This window comes from Methylobacterium sp. J-059, from assembly GCF_022829485.1.
Classification (GTDB): Bacteria; Pseudomonadota; Alphaproteobacteria; order Rhizobiales; family Beijerinckiaceae; genus Methylobacterium.
Map to the genome: position 1 here is coordinate 79,879 of NZ_JAKSYA010000109.1, position 15,275 is coordinate 95,153.

Annotated in this window: 17 protein-coding genes and 1 tRNA gene; 10 read left to right on the forward strand and 8 right to left on the reverse strand. The window is 71.7% G+C overall.

What is annotated here, in order from left to right:
- Window positions 1–179: 179 nt before the first annotated feature.
- Together MKK55_RS13990 and galE are read right to left on the reverse strand one after the other, a co-directional pair.
- Window positions 180–1,403 (reverse strand): lytic murein transglycosylase, encoded by a 1,224-nt coding sequence (locus MKK55_RS13990; protein ID WP_243935339.1) that lies wholly within the window; start codon window positions 1,401–1,403, stop codon window positions 180–182.
- A 4-nt stretch (window positions 1,404–1,407) separates the two neighbouring features.
- Entirely contained in the window at window positions 1,408–2,400 is a 993-nt protein-coding gene (galE, locus tag MKK55_RS13995) for a UDP-glucose 4-epimerase GalE (RefSeq protein WP_243935341.1), read from the reverse strand.
- A gap of 161 nt (window positions 2,401–2,561) precedes the next feature.
- Here galE and MKK55_RS14000 point away from each other — a divergent pair, with 161 nt between their 5' ends.
- Complete coding sequence (locus MKK55_RS14000) at window positions 2,562–3,428, forward strand: UTP--glucose-1-phosphate uridylyltransferase (RefSeq protein WP_243935343.1); 867 nt, start codon at window positions 2,562–2,564, stop codon at window positions 3,426–3,428.
- Between the two features lie 494 nt (window positions 3,429–3,922).
- Here MKK55_RS14000 and MKK55_RS14005 read toward each other — a convergent pair whose 3' ends face one another.
- Window positions 3,923–4,825: an N-formylglutamate amidohydrolase gene (locus MKK55_RS14005; protein ID WP_243935345.1), complete on the reverse strand. Its 903-nt coding sequence runs from the start codon at window positions 4,823–4,825 to the stop codon at window positions 3,923–3,925.
- 213 nt (window positions 4,826–5,038) lie between these two features.
- Here MKK55_RS14005 and cpdR point away from each other — a divergent pair, with 213 nt between their 5' ends.
- The 4 genes from cpdR to MKK55_RS14025 all read left to right on the forward strand — a co-directional run bounded on the left by cpdR (window position 5,039) and on the right by MKK55_RS14025 (window position 7,076).
- Complete coding sequence (cpdR, locus tag MKK55_RS14010; RefSeq protein WP_147727374.1) at window positions 5,039–5,395, forward strand: cell cycle two-component system response regulator CpdR; 357 nt, start codon at window positions 5,039–5,041, stop codon at window positions 5,393–5,395.
- An 86-nt stretch (window positions 5,396–5,481) separates the two neighbouring features.
- Window positions 5,482–5,751 (forward strand): glutaredoxin 3, encoded by a 270-nt coding sequence (gene grxC / locus MKK55_RS14015; protein WP_147727375.1) that lies wholly within the window; start codon window positions 5,482–5,484, stop codon window positions 5,749–5,751.
- Window positions 5,744–6,601, forward strand: a complete 858-nt coding sequence (locus tag MKK55_RS14020; RefSeq protein WP_243935347.1) for a carbon-nitrogen hydrolase family protein — start codon at window positions 5,744–5,746, stop codon at window positions 6,599–6,601. The genes grxC and MKK55_RS14020 overlap by 8 nt, the downstream gene beginning before the upstream one ends.
- 4 nt (window positions 6,602–6,605) lie before the next feature.
- Complete coding sequence (locus MKK55_RS14025) at window positions 6,606–7,076, forward strand: DUF1178 family protein (protein ID WP_243935349.1); 471 nt, start codon at window positions 6,606–6,608, stop codon at window positions 7,074–7,076.
- A gap of 53 nt (window positions 7,077–7,129) precedes the next feature.
- Here MKK55_RS14025 and MKK55_RS14030 read toward each other — a convergent pair whose 3' ends face one another.
- Complete coding sequence (locus MKK55_RS14030) at window positions 7,130–7,618, reverse strand: disulfide bond formation protein B (protein ID WP_243935350.1); 489 nt, start codon at window positions 7,616–7,618, stop codon at window positions 7,130–7,132.
- A complete protein-coding gene (locus tag MKK55_RS14035) occupies window positions 7,619–8,200 on the reverse strand; it encodes a YqaA family protein (RefSeq protein WP_147727379.1) in 582 nt (193 codons plus the stop codon). It lies immediately after the preceding gene.
- A 156-nt stretch (window positions 8,201–8,356) separates the two neighbouring features.
- Here MKK55_RS14035 and MKK55_RS14040 point away from each other — a divergent pair.
- A tRNA-Leu gene (locus MKK55_RS14040) sits at window positions 8,357–8,441 on the forward strand.
- Between the two features lie 6 nt (window positions 8,442–8,447).
- On the opposite strand, the gene MKK55_RS14045 is transcribed toward MKK55_RS14040, so the two are convergent.
- Window positions 8,448–9,140 carry a glutamine amidotransferase-related protein gene (locus MKK55_RS14045; RefSeq protein WP_243935351.1) on the reverse strand — a complete coding sequence of 231 codons (693 nt, stop codon included), beginning with the start codon at window positions 9,138–9,140 and terminating at the stop codon, window positions 8,448–8,450.
- 64 nt (window positions 9,141–9,204) lie between these two features.
- The gene (locus tag MKK55_RS14050; RefSeq protein WP_243935353.1) at window positions 9,205–10,386 is read right to left on the reverse strand and encodes a ceramide glucosyltransferase; all 1,182 of its coding nucleotides are present in this window, start codon (window positions 10,384–10,386) and stop codon (window positions 9,205–9,207) included.
- Between the two features lie 120 nt (window positions 10,387–10,506).
- Between MKK55_RS14050 and MKK55_RS14055 the strand changes: the two genes are divergently transcribed.
- Window positions 10,507–11,457 (forward strand): NAD(P)/FAD-dependent oxidoreductase, encoded by a 951-nt coding sequence (locus MKK55_RS14055; RefSeq protein ID WP_243935355.1) that lies wholly within the window; start codon window positions 10,507–10,509, stop codon window positions 11,455–11,457.
- On the forward strand, window positions 11,454–12,359 hold the full coding sequence (locus tag MKK55_RS14060; protein ID WP_405042385.1) for a histone deacetylase: 906 nt from the start codon (window positions 11,454–11,456) through the stop codon (window positions 12,357–12,359). The genes MKK55_RS14055 and MKK55_RS14060 overlap by 4 nt, the downstream gene beginning before the upstream one ends.
- On the opposite strand, the gene MKK55_RS14065 is transcribed toward MKK55_RS14060, so the two are convergent.
- The gene (locus MKK55_RS14065; RefSeq protein WP_147726499.1) at window positions 12,353–12,931 is read right to left on the reverse strand and encodes a TetR/AcrR family transcriptional regulator; all 579 of its coding nucleotides are present in this window, start codon (window positions 12,929–12,931) and stop codon (window positions 12,353–12,355) included. The genes MKK55_RS14060 and MKK55_RS14065 overlap by 7 nt on opposite strands.
- Window positions 12,932–13,055: 124 nt before the next feature.
- Here MKK55_RS14065 and MKK55_RS14070 point away from each other — a divergent pair, with 124 nt between their 5' ends.
- A complete protein-coding gene (locus MKK55_RS14070) occupies window positions 13,056–14,108 on the forward strand; it encodes an efflux RND transporter periplasmic adaptor subunit (protein WP_243935545.1) in 1,053 nt (350 codons plus the stop codon).
- Window positions 14,109–14,191: 83 nt separating this feature from the next.
- Window positions 14,192–15,274: an efflux RND transporter periplasmic adaptor subunit gene (locus MKK55_RS14075; protein ID WP_243935547.1), complete on the forward strand. Its 1,083-nt coding sequence runs from the start codon at window positions 14,192–14,194 to the stop codon at window positions 15,272–15,274.
- Window position 15,275: the final 1 nt, after the last annotated feature.

Consider the following 15,275-nt stretch of genomic DNA (forward strand, 5'->3'; position numbering starts at 1 on the left):
TGCAACACGCGGGCGCCCCTCATAAAACGCCCGATCATCGGAGCCTCCTCCTGTGTCTAGGACGGCGCGACGGACGTTTCGTGACGGCTGTCATGCCGGATCGCATAGACCGGAATCCCTGAGGCCCGGCGGAACGCCGCCGCCGTGCGGCGCGAGGTCCGGGCCTCGACGGGTCGGCCTCAGCGAGGCCTGGCGTCGGTCCGGCCCGCGAGACGGTCGCGCAGGGCGGGCGTGGCGTAGCCGTCGGCGGTCAGGCCTTCGCGGATCTGGTAGCGCCGGATCGCCTCGCGCAGCTTCGGCCCGGCGCGGCCGTCGGCCTCGCCGGCATAGAGGCCCTGCGCGGCGAGGCCCGTCTGCAAGGCCTGGAGGCCGGCCTTGTCGAGGCGGGACGCCGCGCTCGGCCAGGGTGCGACGAGGGGCGGCCCGCCGGCCAGGCGGTCGGCGAGATGGCCGACCGCCAGCGCGTAGGAATCCGAGGTGTTGTAGCCGCGGATCACCTCGAAGTTGTCGGTGATCAGGAAGGCCGGCCCGCCGGCGCCGCCGGGCAGGAACACGGACGCTCCGCCCTTGTCCGGCAACGGGCCGCCATCGATCCGGCTGACGCCGCGGCGCGAGAATTCAGGCAGGTCCGCGGCGTAGCGCGTCAGGTCGAAGCCCTCGGGCAGGCGGACGGCGTAGCCCCACGCGATCGCGGGATTCCAGCCGAGGTCCTTGAGGTAGGCGGCGATCGAGGCGAGGGAATCGGCGTCGCTCGCCCAGATGTCGCTGCGGCCGTCCCCGTCGAAGTCGACCGCGTGCGCCAGGAACGTCGAGGGCAGGAACTGCACCTGTCCCATCGCGCCGGCCCAGCTGCCGAGCATCCGGTCCGGCGCGACGTCCCCGCGCTGCTGGATCGCGAGGGCGGCGAGCAACTCGTCGCGAAACAGCGTGCCGCGGTGCCGGGCGGCGGCGAGCGTCGCCAGCGCGCGGATCGTCGGCACCGAACCGCCGCTCGCGCCGAAATCCGACTCGATGCCCCAGATCGCGAGGAGCACCGAGGCCGGAACGCCGTAGCGCGCCTCGATCGCCGGGAGGGTCGGCCCGAGCGCCGCTCCGCGGGCCCGGCCGCGGGCGATCCGCGCCGGCGAGACCGCCCCGACGAGATAGTCCCACACCGGCCGCCCGAACTCGCTCTGGCCCTTGATGCGGGCGAGCACCGCGGGGTCGGGCACGACGCCGCGGAACGCCGCATCGAAGGTCGCCGGCGCGATGCCCTTCGCGAGCGCATCCGCGCGGAGAGCCGCGACGAAGCCGGCAAACGCGTCCGCCCGGCCGGCTTGCCCGACGGCGGCAGGCTCGGCGAGGGAGCCGCCCGGAGCGGCGGAGAGGCAGAGGGCCAGGAGCGCGGCGCGGATCGGGCGCACGGCCTCAGTGCCGGTTGCGCTTGGGCAGGGCGTCTTCCCAGTCGAGCGCCTGGCGCACGATCGCGTCGAGGTCGTCGTGCTTCGGGCGCCAGCCGAGCTGCTCGCGGATCCGCGACGCCTCGGCGACGATCCGCGCCGGATCGCCGGGGCGGCGGGGCGAGAGGCGCACCGGGAAATCGCGACCGGAGACGCGCTTCACCGTGTCGATCACCTCGAGCACCGAATAGCCGGTGCCGTAGCCGCAATTCAGCGTCAGGCTCTCGCCGCCGGCGCGCAGGTGGTCGAGGGCGACCCGGTGCGCCTCGGCGAGGTCGGAGACCTGGATGTAGTCGCGCAGGCACGATCCGTCCGGCGTCGGGTAGTCGGTGCCGAACACCTCGAGATGCGGGCGCTGGCCGAGGGCCGCCTGCGTCGCGACCTTGATCAGGTGGGTGGCGTTCGGCGTGGACTGCCCGGTGCGCCCGCGCGGGTCGGCACCGGCGACGTTGAAGTAGCGCAGGATGACGTAGCTGAAGCCGTGCGCGGCCGCCGCGTCGCGGATCATCCACTCGCTCATCAGCTTCGAGCGGCCGTAGGGGTTGATCGGGTTGGTCGCGAGGTCCTCCGGCACCGGCACGGTCTCCGGCTCGCCGTAGACCGCGGCGGTCGAGGAGAAGATGATGTGCTTCACGCCGGTGCGCACCGCGGTCTCGATCAGCGCGCGCGTCTTCACCGTGTTGGCGAGGTAGTAGTGCAGCGGGTCGGCGACCGAGTCCGGCACGACGATGCGGGCGGCGAAATGGGCGATCGCGTCGACGCGGTTCTGCAGGATCGTCTCGGTGACGAGGCCGGGGTCGCCGACGTCGCCGCGCACGAGCTTCACCTCCGGCGGCAGGGCCCAGTCGAACCCGGTGGAGAGGTCGTCGAGGACGACCGTCTCCTCCCGCCCGGCATCCTGCAGGGCGAGAACCATGTGACTGCCGATATAACCGGCACCACCCGTGACCAGAACCGCCATCGTTGCCCCTGAAAGAAACCGCGCCAACCAGCAAGCGGAAGCTTGCTTTTAACCGTTAATGCTCAATCGTGCCGCGCAACGGCGCGAAGCCGTCCGCTTGCCGTGCTAGTGTTGCCCGGAACGCCCGGCCCGTCCAACTCCCACGTTTGGGTTTTTGCTAGATGAAACCGATCCGAAAGGCCGTCCTCCCCGTCGCGGGCCTCGGCACCCGCTTCCTGCCGGCCACCAAGGCCGTCCCGAAAGAGATGCTGACGGTGGTCGACCGGCCGGTCGTCCAGCACGTGGTCGACGAGGCGCGGGAAGCCGGCATCGAGCACTTCATCTTCGTCACCGGCCGCGGCAAGGCGGTGATCGAGGACCATTTCGACATCGCGTTCGAGCTCGACCGGATGCTGCAGGAGCGCGGCAAGTCCGCGGCCTACGAGGAGCTGAAGCGCGACCTGCCGGCCGCCGGCCAGACCAGCTTCACCCGTCAGCAGGCGCCGCTCGGCCTCGGCCACGCGGTGTGGTGCGCCCGCGAGATCGTCGGCGACGAGCCCTTCGCCGTGCTGCTGCCGGACATGCTCAGCCGCGGCTGCATGGGCCAGATGCTCGCCGCCTACGAGCGCCACGGCGGCAACGTCGTCGCCGTCGAGGAGGTCGCGCCGGAGGAGACGCATCAGTACGGCATCGTCAGCGTCGGCGAGACCTTCGGTCAGACCTTCGAGGTCACCGGCATGGTCGAGAAGCCGAAGCAGGGCACCGCGCCTTCGAACTTCATCATCTCGGGCCGCTACATCCTCCAGCCGGAGATCTTCGGCATCCTCGAGCATGGCGAGAAGGGCGCGGGCGGCGAGATCCAGCTCACCGACGCGATGATCAAGCTGATGGCCGAGCAGGACTTCTTCGGCATGAACTACGAAGGCCGCACCTACGACACCGGCTCCAAGCTCGGCTTCCTCACCGCCAACATCGCCTACGCGCTCGACCGCAAGGACCTGGCCGGCCCGCTCAAGGCCGAGATCGCGAAGCTCCTGGCGGACGGTTAGGCGGCTGCGGACGTGCAGCCGGAGCGGGCGGGGTATGCGCAACCGGTAGGGGTATTCCGCTTGCGTTTTGTGCGCCGCAATTTACTTTGTGCATTGCGGGATCGCGATGGCGTCGCGGTCCGGCAGCCCTTCTTGGGCGTTTCCTCCCTAGACTTCGGGCCGCTCCTTCGGGGGTGGCCTTTTTTCTTGGTCGCAGGACGGCCCGACGTGTCTGGTCGGGCCCGGGGTCATCGGTTTCACGCAACCACGGTTCTGCACGCTCCCCGGCATCCCGGGGCGCCGAAGGCGAATCCGGGACCCGGAACCGCAGATCGTTCTCGATCCTGCCGTCGTCGGCGGCTCTGGATCCCGGGTTCCGCTGCGCGGACCCGGGATGACGGGGACGGGCTGACCGGCCATGCCCGCTCGCGGGCGAGGATTGCCGAAGAACGACCGGCAACCTCGGAAGGACCTGCGGCGCCCTGCGCCCGATCCGACGAGGGGCCGTTATCGGCCTATTCGGCGGCGATGCCGATCGGCGTCTCCGAGCCGAGGTCGTCGGCGACCTCGACGATCGCCTCGCCGAGCGTCTTGGCCAAGTCGAAGAAGCCGGGCGTGATCGCGAGGCTCGCCTCGTTCATGTAGAGGGCGCGGTTGATCTCGATCTGCAGCGCGTGCCGGCCGATGTTCGGCTCGCCATAATGCTCGGTGATGAAGCCCCCGGCATAGGGCTTGTTGCGTACCACCTTGTAACCGCGGGCGCGGAAGGCCGCCTCGAAGGCGTCGATCAGCGCCGGGTCGCAGGCGGTGCCGAAGCGGTCGCCGAGCACGAAGTCCGCCCGCGCATCTTGATCGCGTCCGAGGCTCGACGACGGCATCGAGTGGCAGTCGATCAGCATGCAGCGCCCGAATTCCCGCACCGTGCGCAGGATCAAGCCGCGCAAAGCCCGATGATACGGCTTGTACAGCCCGTCGATGCGCGCCACCGCCTCGTCCACCGGCATGCGCGCGGCATAGATCTCCTGCCCGTCCGAGACGACGCGCGGCACCGTGCCGAGGCCGCCGGCGACGCGCATCGAGCGCGTGTTGGCGAAGGGCGGCAGGCGGCCCTCGAACATCCGCGGGTCGAGCTCGTAGGGCTCGCGGTTCACGTCGAGATAGGCGCGCGGGAAATTGCAGCGCAGCAGCGGCGCGCCGAGCTCGACCACCTGGGCGAACAGCCGGTCGACATGCGCGTCCTCCGACCGGCGCAGCGACAGCGCGTCGAGCCGCGAGGCCTTCAGGAAGCTGTCCGGGTAGACCGACCCGGAATGGCCGGTGTTGAACACGAACGGCAGCGTGTGCCGCGTCGGCTCGTCCACGGCGAAGGCGGGCGAGAAGCCGAAGGCGTCTGTCTGATGCGGAAAGGGGAGCGTCATCGGCGGGGAGGCGCACCGTCGGGAATGGGAACGGCCAACGTCAAGGCCGCACTGTGGGGCGGCGGCGGCGGCCTGTCCACCGTGCCGGCGGGCTCCGGCATGGCCGCGCGGTGCGGCCTGTCACCTCGCAGGGGCGGCAAATCCTAACGTCTTGTTTACCGTTGGCTCCCTTTATGAAAAGAACGTTGCGATTCGAGGGTCCGGAACCGTCCGATGAAAATTCTCTTGGCGGAAGACGACAACGACATGCGCCGGTTCCTGGCCAAGGCGTTGCAGAATGCCGGCTTCGACGTGCTGTCGTTCGACAACGGCCTGTCGGCCTACAATCGCCTGCGCGAAGAGCCGTTCGAGCTGCTGCTGACCGACATCGTGATGCCGGAGATGGACGGGATCGAGCTCGCCCGCCGGGCGACCGAGCTCGACCCGGACATCAAGGTGATGTTCATCACGGGCTTCGCCGCCGTGGCGCTCAACCCGGATTCGAAGGCTCCCAAGGACGCGAAGGTCCTGTCGAAGCCGTTCCACCTGCGCGATCTGGTCAACGAGGTCGAGAAGCTGCTCGCCGCTTGAGGCGGCCGGCGTGACGTTCCGGCCATAGGCGATCGGGACCGCCGACCCCTATATGGTCGTGTCATCCGCGGGACGCGAACACGCCCATGAATCCGGTTACGATCTACACGACGGCGTGGTGCCCCTACTGCTCGGCGGCCAAGAGCCTGCTTAAGGAGAAGGGCGTCGCATTCCGTGAAATCGACGTCGAGAAGACGCCCCCCGAGCGCGCTACCATGATGGCGCGCGCGGGCGGACGCACCAGCGTGCCGCAGATCTTCATCGGCGAGACCCATGTCGGCGGCTGCGACGACCTCTACGCCCTCGACAAGGCCGGCAAGCTCGATGCGCTGCTGAAGGCCTCCGCGAATGCCTGAGACCCGCTTCGTCGCCGCCTGCGTGCAGATGCGCTCGGGTCGCGACCCGGGCGCGAACCGCGACGCGGCGGTGGCCGGCGTGCGGGAGGCGGCATCGCGCGGCGCGCAGTTCGTCCAGACCCCGGAGATGACCTCGCTGGTCGAGCGCGACCGCGCACGGCTCTTCGCGGTGGTGCGCGGCCAGGACGAGGACGAGACGCTGGCCGCGCTCCGCGACGCGGCACGCGAGACCGGGACGGTGGTGCAGATCGGCTCCCTCGCGATCCGCGCCGGCGAGAAGATCGCCAACCGCGCCTTCCTGATCGGCGCGGACGGCGCGATCGTCGCGGCCTACGACAAGCTGCACCTGTTCGACGTTGACCTGCCGAGCGGCGAGCGCTGGCGGGAATCCTCGACCTATACCGGCGGCGCCTGCGCCGTCGTCGCGCCGACGCCGTGGGCCGAGATCGGGCTCGGCATCTGCTACGACATCCGCTTCCCCGCCCTCTACCGGGCGCTCGCCGAGGCCGGCGCCTCGGTGCTGACGGCGCCGGCGTGCTTCACCCGGCAGACCGGCGAGGCGCATTGGCACGTGCTGCATCGGGCACGCGCGATCGAGACCGGATCGTTCATGATCTCGGCCGCCCAGGGCGGGACGCACGAGGACGGTCGCGAGACCTACGGGCACTCGCTCATCGTCGATCCGTGGGGCCGGGTGCTGGCCGATGCCGGCGGCGCCGAACCCGGCGTGATCCTGGCCGAGATCGACCTTTCCGCGGTCGCGGATGCGCGCGCGCGAATCCCCTCGCTGCAACATGGGCGCCCGTTCACGATCGAGCGGGTCGGCTCCCCAGGAACCGCCCCGTCGTGACGGCATGATCCGGTACAGTCTCGTCTGCGAGGCCGGGCACGGCTTCGAGAGCTGGTTTCCCTCGTCCGAGTCCTTCGACGCGCAGGCGGCGCGCGGCCTCGTGACCTGCCCGGTCTGCGACACGTCGCGGGTGGTGAAGGGCCTGATGGCGCCGAGCCTCGCCCGCACCGACCGCGGGCGCCCGGTGGGCGGCGCGGACGCGGATCTGCCCGTGCCCGTCGCACCCGCCCCGGTGCCGATGATCGCCGAGCCGCAGCGGCGCATCCGCGAGATGCTACGGAGCCTGCGCGAGCACGTCGTCGCATCGGCCGAGCATGTCGGGACGCGGTTCCCGGAAGAAGCGCGCAAGATCCATTACGGCGAGACGCGCGAGCGCGCGATCTACGGGCAGGCCAGCCCGGACGAGGCCCGCGCTCTGATCGACGAGGGCATCGACGTCGCGCCCCTGCCGCCGATGCCCGACGATCGCAACTGATCGATCACGCGGTCGAAGCGGCCGGGCGTTCGGAAGCGATCGCGTCGGATCGCTCAGGGCTTCGCTGCGGCCGTGCCGGCGATGCCGGCGAGCACGAAGGCGACGACCGCGTTCCAACCGGCGAGCGAGACGCCGAGCACCCGCATCGCCGCGGTCGAGCAGTCGACGACCTTCGTCGTCTGCAACGCGTACAGAAAATCGCCGACGGCCGCCGGGTTCGCGCCCGTGCCGCCGCCGCAATCGGTCGGGCCCGGCCAGAACCCCCACTCCGCGCCGGCGTGGTAGGCGCCGAGCCCGGCGCCGTAGAGCAGGCCGGCCGCGGCCAGCCCGAGGGCGAGGCGCGAGAGCCGCTCGGGCAGGAACAGCGCGAGGACGGCGAGCGGTACCGCCGCGTAGTAGGGCAGGCGCTCGGTCAGGCAGAGCTTGCACGGTGCGTAGCCGTAGCCGAACTGCAGCACCAGGGCGGCGCCGACCGTGAGGATCGAGCCGATCAGGACGGCGAGCGCGGCGCGGCGCAGGCGCAGCAGGGCGGCGTAGCTCATCTAGAGGATCACCTTGAACAGGACGAAGCCGAGGACGATCACCGCGACCGAGATCGCGACGACCGCGTTGAGATGGCGGTCGAGCACGCCGCGGATCTGGACGCCGTAGCGCCCGAGCAGCCCGGCGAGGATGAAGAAACGCGCGCCGCGGGTGACGATCGACAGCAGCGTGAACCAGAACAGGCTGTAATGGGCGAAGCCCGAGGTGATGGTCACGAGCTTGTAGGGGATCGGCGTCAGCCCCTTGAGCAGGATCACCCAGTGCCCGTACTCGGCATAGGATTGCTGGAAGGTCGCCGCCTTGTCCTGCAGGCCGTAGAGCCGGATCAGCCAGGTTCCGAGCGAATCGAACAGCAGCGCGCCGATGGCGTAGCCGACGAGGCCGCCGAGCACCGAGCCGACCGTGGCGATCAGCGCGTAGAACCACACCCGGTCGGGCCGGCTCACCGCCATCGGCACCAGCATCGCATCGGGCGGGACCGGGAAGAAGGAGCTCTCGGCGAACGCCACGGCGCCCAGGACGTAGGGCGCGGAGGGCTTGCCCGAAAGTGCGAGTATCCACTCGTAGAGGCGGCGGATCATCGGGCCTGTCTGTGCATCGGGTTCCTCGGGGCAGGGCGCCCTTTGAGCACAGCCGGCCCGACCGCACCAGCGTGCCGGCGATCCGCCGCACGCCGTGCGCGACCCCGGGAAAGGGCTTGGCCCGGCCACGGGACCTGTGCGAAAAGGCTCCCCGTCGCGGGTATGGTGGAACTGGTAGACGCGGGCGACTCAAAATCGCCAGCCGCAAGGCGTGGGGGTTCGATTCCCTCTACCCGCACCAACCTTCTCATTCCTGCTCCAGGAATCGTCGGATCCAGCCCGCCACCCGGTGCCGGTCGTCCGGTGCGTCGAGCGAGGCGAGCGCCGCTTGCGCCCGCTCCGGATCGTCCTGCGCATCGGCATGGCCGGCGATCAGGGCGCGGGTGTAGTCGGGCTCGAATTCCGGGTGGAACTGCACCGACAGCGCGGCGCGGTCCCGGTATTCCAGCATCGCGTAGGGCGTGAAGGCGCTCGCCGCGAGCACGCGGGTCGCGGGCGGGGCCGCGACGACCTGATCCTGATGGAACGCCGCCACCGCGATCCGCGTCGCGTCGTCCATGAACGGCGCCCGCTCCGTCACCGCGTAGCCGTGCAGGCCGAGGGCGCGCCCCTTCTCCGAGCGGATCGCGCGGCCGCCATAGGCCTCCGCCATCACCTGATGCCCGAAGCAGATGCCGACGAGGCGCTTCTCCGGCGGGAGCGCGCGCAGGGCCGCGATCAGCGGCGCGATCCACGGCAGCGGATCGTAGACGCCGGCCGCCGAGCCGGTGACGGCGTAGCCGTCGAACGCCTGCCAATCGGTGGGCATCCGTCCTGCGCGGACGTCGAAGATCGTGCTGTCGTGCGCCGGCCCGATCATCCGGGCCGTCATCGCGCCGTAGGAGGGGAAGCGGTCGAGCCGCGCCGGAGGCGATCCGGCTTCGAGGATGGCGATGCGCACGTGACCGACCGCTGCTGATGATCCGCGACCGGCATCGCGCCGTTCGCGCCGCGATGCAACCGGGTCAGGCGGGGCGCGCCGTCCGCCCGACCCGTCGCGGCCGGACGACGGGCTTGAGGCGGATGTCCATGGCGTTGCCGCGCCAGACGATCGCGCGATGGGTCCAGGCCGCGCACCAGACCAGCGGGATCAGCGCGTCGCGCAGAACGAAGGCGAGGAGCAGGCGGGGGGCGTGGAACCAGCCGGCGCGCGTCGCCAGCCGGAGCTCGGCGGCGTAGCCCAGAGCTGCGAGAGCGGCGAGGCCGGCCGCCGCCGTCCAGGTTCCGGCCAGGAGCCCTGCGAGCAGGAACGGCAGCAGCGTGCCGCTGGCGATCTCGGGCGCGAAGAACAGCGGGAACGTCACCCGGCGCAGGCGCGCCCAGCGGATCTGGCGGGACCAGACCTCGAACGCCCTGCGGCGCCCCAGCGGCTGCTCGAACGGCGCCGCGACGAGGTGGACGCGGCGGCCGGCCGCGCGCACCAGCTTCGTCGCCGCCGCGTCCTCGGCGATCTCGGCGGCCAGCGCCCGGATGCCGCCCTGCGCCTCGAGGAACGGGCGATGCCAGAGCATGCTCTTGCCCTGCGCGAAGCCGAGCCCCACCGCCTCGCCGGCATATTGCCAGCGCGCCTGGAGGGTGTTGAGGAAGGCGCACTCGACCGCGGCCCAGATCCCGTCCGGCCGCGCGCCGATCGGCGTCGAGCAGACGAGGCCGGTGTCGGCGCGCCACGCCGCCTGCATCCGCTGCAGGTAGTCCGCCGGCATCAGCACGTTCGAGTCGGCGATGACGATCCAATCGTGTCGCGCCGCCTCCCAGCCCCGCACGCAGTTGTTGAGCTTCGGGTTGTCGCTGATGCGCTCGTCGCCGATCAGGATGCGGGCCGGAACCTGCGGATGTGCCGCGACCAGGCGGCGGACCAGCGGCAGCACCGGATCGGCGGCATCGGCGACGCAGAACAGGATCTCGTAGGCCGGGTGGTCGAGCGCGAAGCCGCGGGCGAGGGTCTCCTCGCTGAAGGTCTCGAGGCCGCAGACCGGGCGCACCAGGGAGATCGGCGCGCCGGCGGGGAACGTGGTCTCGCCGGGCGAACGGCCGATCCGCCGACCCGCCACGATCAGGCTCGCGAGGTGGACGATCGTCAGGAGCGCGCACGGCGCGAGGGCGAGCGCGGTGCCGTCGAGGGCCGGTAAGGTGCTGGCGAGACCCATGCGGCACGCATCTCCGAACCGGCCTGTCCCGCGGCGTGCGGCCGCGCCGGCGGACTGCCCCTAACAGGGTGCGCATTTCAGCCGTATGACAGCCTCGGGCGCACCCAGGGGAGCGAAGCTTTGGCCGAAGGCGGAACCGTCGCGATCCTCGGAGCCGGCATGGCGGGCGGCGCCGCCGCCCAACGCCTTGCCCAAGCCGGCCTCGCCGTCCGCATCTTCGACAAGGGCCGCGGCATCGGCGGGCGCATGGCGACGCGGCGCACCGGGACGGGCCAGCGCTTCGACCACGGCGCGCAGTTCTTCCGCGCCAAGGGCGACGCGTTCCGCGCGCAGTGCGCAACCTGGATCGCGTCCGGCGTCGCTGCGCCCTGGGGCGAGGACGGCCGCACCGTCGGCCTGCCCGGCATGCCGGCGCCGGTCCGGGCCCTGCTCGACGGCTTTCCGGTCTCGCTCGAGACCACGATCATCCGCATCGCGCGCTCGGAGGCCGGCTGGATGCTGACGGATGCGGACGGCGTCGCCAGCGGTCCGTTCGCCGCCGTCGGCCTGACCTTTCCGGCGCCGCAGGTCGTGGCGTTGATTGCGGCGAGCGGTCTCGTCCTTCCCGGGCCGGAGCGGGCGACCTACGCGCCGTGCTGGTCGCTGCTCCTCGACCTCGACGAGCACCCCGGCTTCTCGAAGGCGCATCTGGCGTTCGCGGACGGTCCGATCGCGCTGATCGTGCGCGAGGAGACCAAGCCCGGACGCGCGGCCGGTCACGCCCTGGTGGCGCATGCCGCGCCGGACTGGTCCCGCACGCATCTGGAGGATCCGCGCGAGGCGGTCCGGGCCGCGCTGATCGGCGCGCTCGAAGCCCGTCTTGGCCGGGCGGTCCGCCCGGCCTACGCCGCCGTCCATCGCTGGCGCTACGCCATGGTCGAGACGGCGCTCGGCGAGCCCTGCCTCTATGATCCGGCGCAGCGGCTGGGCGCGGCCGGCGATTGGTGCCTCGGCCCGCGGATCGAGGCGGCCTTCGACAGCGGCCGGGCGCTGGGCGAGCGCATCGTCGCGGACCTGAAGGGCGCGCGGTGATCCCGCCGATCGTGTTCCACCCGGCCTACGAGGCGAGCCTGCCGGCCGGGCACCGGTTCCCGATGCGCAAGTACGGACGGCTCGCCGAAGTCCTGACGGAGCGCGGGCTGGCGCCGCGCGGGTTCGTGACGCCGGAGCCGGCCTCGCCCGAGCTGCTGCGGTTCGCCCACGATGCGGCTTACGTCGAGGCCGTCCTCGCTCTTTCGGTCCCGCGGGCGATCGAGCGGGCGATCGGCCTGCCGGTGGACGCGAGCGTTGTCCGCCGCTCGCGCGCTTCGGTCGGCGGCACGCTGCTCGCGGCGCGCCTCGCCCTCGCGCAGGGTCTCGCCGGAAGCGCCGCAGGCGGGAGCCATCATGCCCGGCGCGAGCAGGGGGCGGGGTTCTGCGTCTTCAACGACGTCGCGGTCGCCGCCCGCGCCCTGCAGGCCGAGGGTGCGATCCGGCGGGCGCTCGTGGTCGATTGCGACGTGCACCAGGGCGACGGCACCGCCGACTGCCTCGCGCGCTCGCCGGACCTCTTCACCCTCTCGATCCACTGCGAGAAGAACTACCCGACCGCCAAGATCGCCGGCGACCTCGACATCGGCCTGCCCGACGGGCTCGACGATGCCGGCTACCTCGCCGTGCTCGAGGCGCGGCTTCCGCCCCTCCTCGACGCGCTGGCGCCCGACCTCGTGTTCTACAATGCCGGCGTCGACCCGCATCGCGACGACCGCCTCGGCCGGCTCGCGCTCAGCGACGACGGGCTGCTTGCCCGCGACCGCTTCGTCGTCGGACAGGCGCGCGCCCGCGGCATCCCGCTCGTCGCGGTGATCGGCGGCGGCTACACGCACGATGTCGACGCGCTCGCGGGCCGCCACGCCCTGGTGTTCCAGGCGCTGGCGGCCAACGCCCTCTACTGATCCGCGGGCAGCGCCCGCGCCTGGGTCTCGAGGGCGTCGAACAGGCAATTCAGCGCCGCGCCGTCGAGGCGGTGGAAGTCGAGCGAGCGGCTCAGCATCAGGCCGAGGATCGAGAAGGTCAGCGCCGCACCCTGGCCCGCGCGCCCCTCGATCGCGCCCATCGCCGCGAGCTGCTCGGCCAGGAAGTCGGAGAAGGCCGCCACGGCCTCGGGGTTGTCGGCCGACGCGATCAGCAGGGCATCCGGAAACCCGCATTCCTCGGCGTACATCTCACGGGCATGGGCGATCACCGCCAGCGGCAGCGCGGCGGGCCCTCGCGGGCCGGCGGCGAGGCAGGCGGCGATGCCGGCGCGAAGCCGGCCGACCTTGCGGACCGCCAGCGCGGTCACGAGCGCATCCTTCGAGGCGTAGTGGTGCAGCACGCCGCCCTTGCTCAGCCCGGCTTCCACCGCGACGGCGTCGATCGTCAGCGTGCGGCTGCCGGAGCGTCGCAGCAGGGCTTCGGCCGCGTCGAGGATCACCTCGGCGCGATCCTGTCGCCGGCTACGCGTCTTCGCCGTCCCATCGTCCATCGACACCACCCGTAAAAACCGTCTGGACGGTCGGTAAGATAGCGGATAAGTTTCGGCCGCGATAGATCGAGTCGGGACCATGCACGCCGTGAACCGAGGTTTTTCCATCGTCCTCGCGTCGACAATGCTGGCGGCGACCGCCGTCCGTGCCGATCCGGTGCCGCTGATGGCGCAGACCCTGGTGCGCACGGTGATCGCGGCGGAAAGCCCGATCGCCGGCGACGTCATCTTCACCGGCGACGTCCAGGCGCAGGGGCAGACCAGCGTCTCGTTCCGCACCGCCGGCAAGATCGAGACCCGCCTCGTCGAGGTCGGCGACCATGTCGCGGCCGATCAGGTCCTGGCCCGGCTCGACCCGCGCGAGCAACGCTCGAACCTCGCCAACGCGCAGGCGGCGCTCGCCTCGGCCGAGGCGCTTTCGACCCAGGCCAAGCTCGGGTTCAAGCGCCAGGAAGCGCTGATGGCGAGCGGCTACACCACGCGGCCCTCCTACGACAACGCCGAGCAGCAGCTGCGTACGACCCAGGCCGCGGTCGATTCGGCCAAGGCGGCCCTCGGCACGGCGCAGGAACAGCTGTCCTACACCGAGCTGAGGTCGGGCGTGGCCGGCATCGTGCTCAGCCGCTCCCTGGAGACCGGGCAGGTGGTGCAGGCCGGCCAGTCGGTGCTGACGCTGGCGCAGGACGGGCCGCGCGATGCGGTCTTCAACGTCTACGAGGCCTTGCTGGCGTCCCCTCCGCAATCCGGCACCGTCGACGTGACGCTCCAGGGCGACCCGTCGGTGACCGCCGTCGGCAGCGTCCGCGAGATTTCGCCCAGCGTCGATCCGGCCTCCGGCACCGTCCGCGTCAAGGTCGGCCTCAAGCAGACGCCGCCCGCGATGACCCTCGGCGCGGTGGTGATCGGCCGCGGCCGATTCCAGAGCCACGCGGCGATCGTGCTGCCGTGGTCAGCGCTCTACCGCTGGAAGGATAAGCCCGCGGTCTGGGTACGCGATCCCGCCGGCGGCACGGTGGCGCCCCGCATCGTGACGATCGACCGCTACGGCCCCGACAGCATCGCGCTGTCGAGCGGGGTCGCGTCGGGCGAGGAGGTCGTCATCGCCGGCATCCAGTTCCTTCGCCCCGGCCAGACCGTGACGGTGGCCGAGCAGGTCGCGACGGGAGCCGCGAAGTGACGGTGTTCGAGCGTTTCTTCGCCGCCGCCCTCCCTTCCTCCTCCCGCGCAGGGGGGGGAGGGGGGCGGTTTCAGACCCCTTCCATCCTCGTCGGAACGTCGCTGCTCGCGCTCGCCGCCTGCAAGCCCGCCGAGGAGGCGAAGGCGCCGCCGGTGCGGCCGGTCCTGTACGCCGTCGCCAAGCCGATCGCGTCGGTGCGGTTCGGGCCGTTCGCCGGCACGGTCGAGCCGCGCTACCAGTCGCAGCTCGGGTTCCAGATCGCCGGCCGGGTGGTCGCGCGCGACGTCACCGTCGGCGACCTCGTGAAGAAGGGGCAGCGGCTCGCCGCCCTCGACACCGTGGTGCCGCGCTTCGCGATGACCCGTGCCGAGGCCGACGTGGCGGATGCCAAGGCGCAATTCGAGAACGCCGCCGCCACCGAGGCGCGGACCCGGCGCCTGATGGAAGGCGGCAACGTCACCCAGGCGCAGCTCGACAGCACCGTCGCCAACCGCGACACCGCGCAGGCGCGGCTGACCCAGGCGCAGGCGAGCCTGGAAAAGGCCCGCGACCAGATGGGCTACACCGAGCTCCATGCCGACTTCGACGGCGTCGTCACCCAGCGCAACGCCGAGATCGGGCAGGACCTCACCGCCGGGCAGACGGTGGTGACCGTGGCGCGGCCCGAGGTGCGCGAGGCGGTGGTCGACATCCCCGACGACCTCGTCGCGGCCATGCCGAAGGACGGCCGCTTCACCGTGGCGCTGCAGAGCGCCCCCGAGATCACCGCCGTCGGCACCGTGCGCGAGACCGCGCCCTTCGCCGATGCGAGCACCCGCACCCGGCGCATCCGGATGTCGCTCGACAACCCGCCGCGCGCGTTCCGGCTCGGGGCGACGATCACCGTGTCGCTGGTGCGCAGGATCGCGCCGCGCTTCGTGCTGCCCGCCACCGCCATCCTCGGCGCCGAAGGCCGCGATTCCGTGTGGATCGTCAACGCCGCCGGCGACGCGGCGAAGCGGTCCCCGGTCACGGTCTCGGACCGGAAGGGCGACTATGTCGGCGTCGCGAGCGGGCTGGCGGCGGGCGACCGCGTCGTCGTCGCCGGCGTCCACTCCCTCGCCGACGGCCAGACGATCCGCCTCGCGGATGCGCCTATCGTCGTTCCCGGCACGCAGGACTTCTGAT

Coding starts and splice junctions, on each gene's coding strand:
- MKK55_RS14005 (WP_243935345.1), bottom strand. CDS start 4,825: ATGACGCTCCCCTTTCCGCATCAGACAGACGCCTTCGGCTTCTCGCCC.
- MKK55_RS14030 (WP_243935350.1), bottom strand. CDS start 7,618: ATGAGCTACGCCGCCCTGCTGCGCCTGCGCCGCGCCGCGCTCGCCGTC.
- galE (WP_243935341.1), bottom strand. CDS start 2,400: ATGGCGGTTCTGGTCACGGGTGGTGCCGGTTATATCGGCAGTCACATG.
- MKK55_RS14000 (WP_243935343.1), top strand. CDS start 2,562: ATGAAACCGATCCGAAAGGCCGTCCTCCCCGTCGCGGGCCTCGGCACC.
- MKK55_RS14050 (WP_243935353.1), bottom strand. CDS start 10,386: ATGGGTCTCGCCAGCACCTTACCGGCCCTCGACGGCACCGCGCTCGCC.
- MKK55_RS14065 (WP_147726499.1), bottom strand. CDS start 12,931: ATGGACGATGGGACGGCGAAGACGCGTAGCCGGCGACAGGATCGCGCC.
- MKK55_RS14020 (WP_243935347.1), top strand. CDS start 5,744: ATGCCTGAGACCCGCTTCGTCGCCGCCTGCGTGCAGATGCGCTCGGGT.
- grxC (WP_147727375.1), top strand. CDS start 5,482: ATGAATCCGGTTACGATCTACACGACGGCGTGGTGCCCCTACTGCTCG.
- MKK55_RS14025 (WP_243935349.1), top strand. CDS start 6,606: ATGATCCGGTACAGTCTCGTCTGCGAGGCCGGGCACGGCTTCGAGAGC.
- MKK55_RS14070 (WP_243935545.1), top strand. CDS start 13,056: ATGCTGGCGGCGACCGCCGTCCGTGCCGATCCGGTGCCGCTGATGGCG.
- MKK55_RS14035 (WP_147727379.1), bottom strand. CDS start 8,200: ATGATCCGCCGCCTCTACGAGTGGATACTCGCACTTTCGGGCAAGCCC.
- cpdR (WP_147727374.1), top strand. CDS start 5,039: ATGAAAATTCTCTTGGCGGAAGACGACAACGACATGCGCCGGTTCCTG.